The following is a 4,209-nucleotide window of genomic DNA, read 5'->3' as shown; positions in this document are numbered from 1 at the left end:
ATCTAATGGGGGTCAAGGAGGACAAGTAGTAGAAGTCGGCCCCTACCATTTAGAACTGGCTACCCTCAAAGAAGCTGGCGGTTTCCATCTGGATTTTTACCTACAGAAAGGCATTGAACATGAAGCAGTTCCCAATGCCGTTGTGACCGGAAAAATTCAGTTTCCCGATGGTAGCCAGCAAGACATTAACTTTGCCTATAGTGATCAAGATAAGCACTATACAGCTCTTCTTTCTACCCAAGTCCTAGGGGATTATAAACTTGCAATTTTGAGTGACATTGATGGTGAAAAAGTCAACGGAAGATTCAACTTTAAATATTGAAATAGCTATGGACAGTAAATTGATTACCACTACCCATAGCTCATAAAATCCTAAAATTATCCAATTAATAAAAATCAATTAGTGTTTAATTTCCACCGTTTCTATTCTATTGGACACCCAAAAATCATTAATTTCCCCTGTATTTAATACTGGTTGACCTACAGAAGAGAACAGCAAACTAACTCCCATCAGAGCCATGATTGCATTCTCGGAAAAACTAATAATCCCTAAAGGTGCCTTTGAATTTCCTCCAATACAAGCACAATTCAAAGATAGTTTATCAATGTAAACAGCCTTAAAAACTGATGCTGTACCACTAATGCCAACTAAAAAAGAAACAATGCCAGTGGCTAATGGTGCTATTCCCGATAAATAACCCAAACCTAAGATTAATTCAATAAAAGGATAAGCTTTACCATAAGCTTTGCATTTTTTAGTAATCAAGTCATATTTTTCAAAGCTATTAGCAAAAGACTCAATATCCATTAACTTCAACGAGGCAAGCATGGATAAAGAAATTCCCATTAATCCAGTTAATCCTAGGGATGTTGCCAAGGTAATTAGCCCAGCCGTTGAAAATAGAGCAATTACTGGGGTATAGGAGTAATCAGCCTTTTCTGGATCAACCATCAACAGTTTAGCCAGGTCAGTATAGCCCCCAATCCTTGTCTCTCCTTGAAAGATTTGAGGTGTGGTTGCCACCTCATATTTGATCTTAAATGAATTAACTTCATCTTGAGTTGTTAATTTAATATCCTCGTAAGGAATACCTTGCTCTTGTAACAAATTGATAGCTTTCAGTCCCCAAGGGCAGTTATGGTCTGGAGTAGACATTCTATACACCTTCAGAAGTGTGGTTTCAGTTAGGCGTTCATGGACAATTGTCATTAGGCTCACCTCAAAAAAGATATTGCAGGTTAATAAGCTAAATGTAGACCCTGTAGTGGACTATAGAGTCAAGGGTTACAACCACTATTTTTTAATATTGTTTTTTATGTAAAGGGCTTGACCCTATAGCCAACTAGAGGGTTTACAATAGAAAGATTAGTACCCTTCAAAAAGAGTGAAGATTATGGTTAGTCTCTTAAAAATTGGGGATATTGCTAAACAGACCGGGGTTTCCGTCGGCACTCTAAGATATTATGAAACACTTCATTTACTCTTTCCTGAAGAAAGGGGAGACAATCATTATCGTTATTACAGCAAAAATGCTATTCAGCAAGTTAAATTTATTAAGAAAGCCCAGTCTTTAGGATTCTCTTTAGAAGAAATTAAGCAAATTTTAGAAGTTACAAGTCATGGAAAAAATCCTTGTGACTTAGTAAAAATATTATTGATCAACAAAATAACAGAGCTTGATCTTAAGATTAAAAGTATGATGTCATTCAAATCAGAATTAGAAAGGTATTCTTCTCAATGGTCATCTATATCTGATGATGATAATGAAGAGAGCTTTTGCCCACTCATTGCATCTGTTGACAGGTAATAAAATTCTTGGTGATCGCCTTATTGTTGGGAAGATAGCACCCGTCAGATTTGTGGGATATCTCTATGGAGTCAAATGTACCGAAATAATAGTCGATTTTAAAAAGAAATTGTTGATAACGCTTGCTCCTTTTCCTGTTCAGAAACCTCCAGATAGTGGGATAACACATTCAAATTCTTGTGGCCACTAATCTTTTGGATAACCCGCAAATTAATTCCCTTGCGACACATCATCGTTAACGCAGTCCGGCGGAAAGAATGGGTAGAAACTCCCCTAACACTAATCCTGTCAGTGGCGGCCTTCAATATTTTATGGGCCATGGAAGGATGAAGGTGTGACCCCACCCGTTTGCCACGAAACACATAGGACGATGGAAACCTAAAGCATTGTTGAGCTTGCCGATACTCATCAAACAAAGCTTGTAACGCTTGGGAAATGGCCACAGTGCGACTAGATTTGGTTTTGGTTTTTTCAATGCGGAAAGTCATGGCATCGGTGGTGACATCAGCCCAAGCCAGGGAACAGGCTTCCCCAATACGGCAACCAGTATAAAGACAAATGCCAAACAAGAGGCGATCGCGGGGAGTGAGCAATCCAACAGTAAACAGATCATGTAATTCCTGCTCAGTTAATACCTTTGCCTGTCCCTGACGGTTAATCTTCATTCAATAAAACTGAGGAAACATTGAATAGCTCCCACAACCCTAATTCTATCGTGGAATTTTCTTGACTCCCCACCTCTCAACATAAGTTATTGCAAATTTATCTCAGTTGATAAATTAGGGAAATTACTATTTTTTCTAAAATCGCCCCAAACAGTGTTTTACTTACGGAAACGATGAATCATACCTGAAAAGCAAAATATAAGGATTAGAGACGATTTTCAATGGTGTGTTTTGTACTGTTTTGTTCTGATTTTCATTTTCCTTGTCTGATTGGCTGGGGGTTATTACTAAGGAGTATCAAAAAAAGTTTTTTAAATACCACACGCTTTCAACATCAAATCCTGGGTTTGTAAGTTCTCAGTTGAATCTTGCTCAAAATCATCTAATTCATAGAATCCGCTTAGAACAATGGTTTGATTAATCTTTGTAAAGATATTAAGAACTTGATTGTTGTATGAATCTATATAATCAAGACAATTGTTGATTTCGGGATTATCAGGATATTTTTGCCCAAAATAAGCTGTTTTATCTGATAAATCTTTAATAGATTGCAAATAGCTTCCATTTATTGGCAACGATGGATTTTCTTGATAGATATTGATAGGCGTATTAAAAGCTTTGATGGATTCAAAAGTCAGGCTTTTTACTTCTCCGGGTATTTTATTGAAAAATATTCTGTAACCAATAAATCCAAGCAAAAATGTGGAAACAATAATTGCAAGACGTTTTTTACTGTTCATAATTAGCGATCGCCGTTGTTGAGTTCACAGCCCCAACCATCTTTATCCTTATCAAGGCGGTGGTCATCTTTGCCGGTAATCCTGACTGGCTTTTTTGAGTCGGGAATATCAGAACAATCAACGTCCCGGCCAATTGGTAGGCAAAGGTCAGGATAACTTGGATGACATTGAGCTGATGGGGTTTGAGCCAAAAGTAAAAACAATTCAATCATTAGTTTAATAGCGATCGCCACTGGACTTGCTTTATGGTACGCCGTTATGTTTTAGAACTGGATTAAGCTATCCCCTACATTAAAGGATTCAGGGCCTACCCCACTCAAGCCAACGAATTGCTAATTTTCCTTCCCGATCTTGGATAATCACCGATACAGCCTCCACAAAATCTTCCCCCTCCAAAGAAACGTATAACCAGACGACATCATTGGGTTCCATGGGGGGATATTGCCACTCCCTTAAGAGACATTCCTGCATAACGATCGCCCTGTCGATGGGGCCAGAACCATAGTCAATCATCGTTTCCACCGTTTGTCGTAGTATTTGGGGTGGATATTGCCGTTGCAGTTCCGGGGATAGCAAAGCGTAAGCCATGCTGTAATCCGCCACAGTTAGGAGATCGCCAAATAGTTGGGCTAATTGAATAGCTTGGTTAATCATTGTTGATCACGAGATTGATGGTAATAATCACCGCCACCATTGAACAGCAGTAAAAAGTATTTGGGCAGATAGGGCATTGCTCCCCTAACTTTAATCGGAGTTGGTAGAGATCGTCAGGTTAGAAACCCCTAGTAAAAGTTATTGGGGTCAATTTATCTGGACAAAATTTCCTATCTTCATTGGTAAATATCGCTATATTTTAGACCCTACTTAATAGCATCCCCAATAATCAACTCAGTAGTTAACTAGGGTTGTCAGAGTATTAATGGATAAATCAGCAAAGCTTTAAAGAAAGTTAAATTTTTCAATCTTTGTGGTCATTTTTATTTAGCTATTGGACAA

The 4,209-nt window shown here is 38.2% G+C and carries 7 protein-coding genes; 2 read left to right on the top strand and 5 right to left on the bottom strand.

Annotated features, from left to right (window positions below; translation table 11 throughout):
• Positions 1 to 322 (top strand): hypothetical protein (locus tag IQ219_RS17360; protein ID WP_194073443.1); only part of this gene is annotated, 322 nt, incomplete at its 5' end.
• A gap of 78 nt (positions 323 to 400) precedes the next feature.
• On the opposite strand, the gene IQ219_RS17355 is transcribed toward IQ219_RS17360, so the two are convergent.
• Positions 401 to 1,156: a MauE/DoxX family redox-associated membrane protein gene (locus tag IQ219_RS17355; RefSeq protein WP_368667629.1), complete on the bottom strand. Its 756-nt coding sequence runs from the start codon at positions 1,154 to 1,156 to the stop codon at positions 401 to 403.
• A gap of 238 nt (positions 1,157 to 1,394) precedes the next feature.
• On the opposite strand from IQ219_RS17355, the gene IQ219_RS17350 reads away from it, so the two are divergent.
• Positions 1,395 to 1,808, top strand: a complete 414-nt coding sequence (locus tag IQ219_RS17350; protein ID WP_194073441.1) for a heavy metal-responsive transcriptional regulator — start codon at positions 1,395 to 1,397, stop codon at positions 1,806 to 1,808.
• Between the two features lie 98 nt (positions 1,809 to 1,906).
• On the opposite strand, the gene IQ219_RS17345 is transcribed toward IQ219_RS17350, so the two are convergent.
• The 4 genes from IQ219_RS17345 to IQ219_RS17330 all read right to left on the bottom strand — a co-directional run bounded on the left by IQ219_RS17345 (position 1,907) and on the right by IQ219_RS17330 (position 3,867).
• The gene (locus IQ219_RS17345) at positions 1,907 to 2,473 is read right to left on the bottom strand and encodes a site-specific integrase (RefSeq protein WP_194073440.1); all 567 of its coding nucleotides are present in this window, start codon (positions 2,471 to 2,473) and stop codon (positions 1,907 to 1,909) included.
• Positions 2,474 to 2,784: 311 nt separating this feature from the next.
• Positions 2,785 to 3,213, bottom strand: coding sequence for a hypothetical protein (locus IQ219_RS17340; protein WP_194073439.1), 429 nt, complete (start codon positions 3,211 to 3,213; stop codon positions 2,785 to 2,787).
• 2 nt (positions 3,214 to 3,215) lie between these two features.
• On the bottom strand, positions 3,216 to 3,446 hold the full coding sequence (locus tag IQ219_RS17335) for a calcium-binding protein with excalibur domain protein (protein ID WP_194073438.1): 231 nt from the start codon (positions 3,444 to 3,446) through the stop codon (positions 3,216 to 3,218).
• Positions 3,447 to 3,513: 67 nt separating this feature from the next.
• Complete coding sequence (locus IQ219_RS17330; RefSeq protein ID WP_194073437.1) at positions 3,514 to 3,867, bottom strand: hypothetical protein; 354 nt, start codon at positions 3,865 to 3,867, stop codon at positions 3,514 to 3,516.
• Between the last annotated feature and the right edge of the window lie 342 nt (positions 3,868 to 4,209).

Origin of the sequence: Synechocystis sp. LEGE 06083 (assembly GCF_015207725.1) — a bacterium.
GTDB classification, from domain to species: domain Bacteria; phylum Cyanobacteriota; class Cyanobacteriia; order Cyanobacteriales; family Microcystaceae; genus Synechocystis; species Synechocystis salina.
Note: the sequence above shows the minus strand (reverse complement) of the source record. Positions and strands in the feature narration are given on the sequence as shown.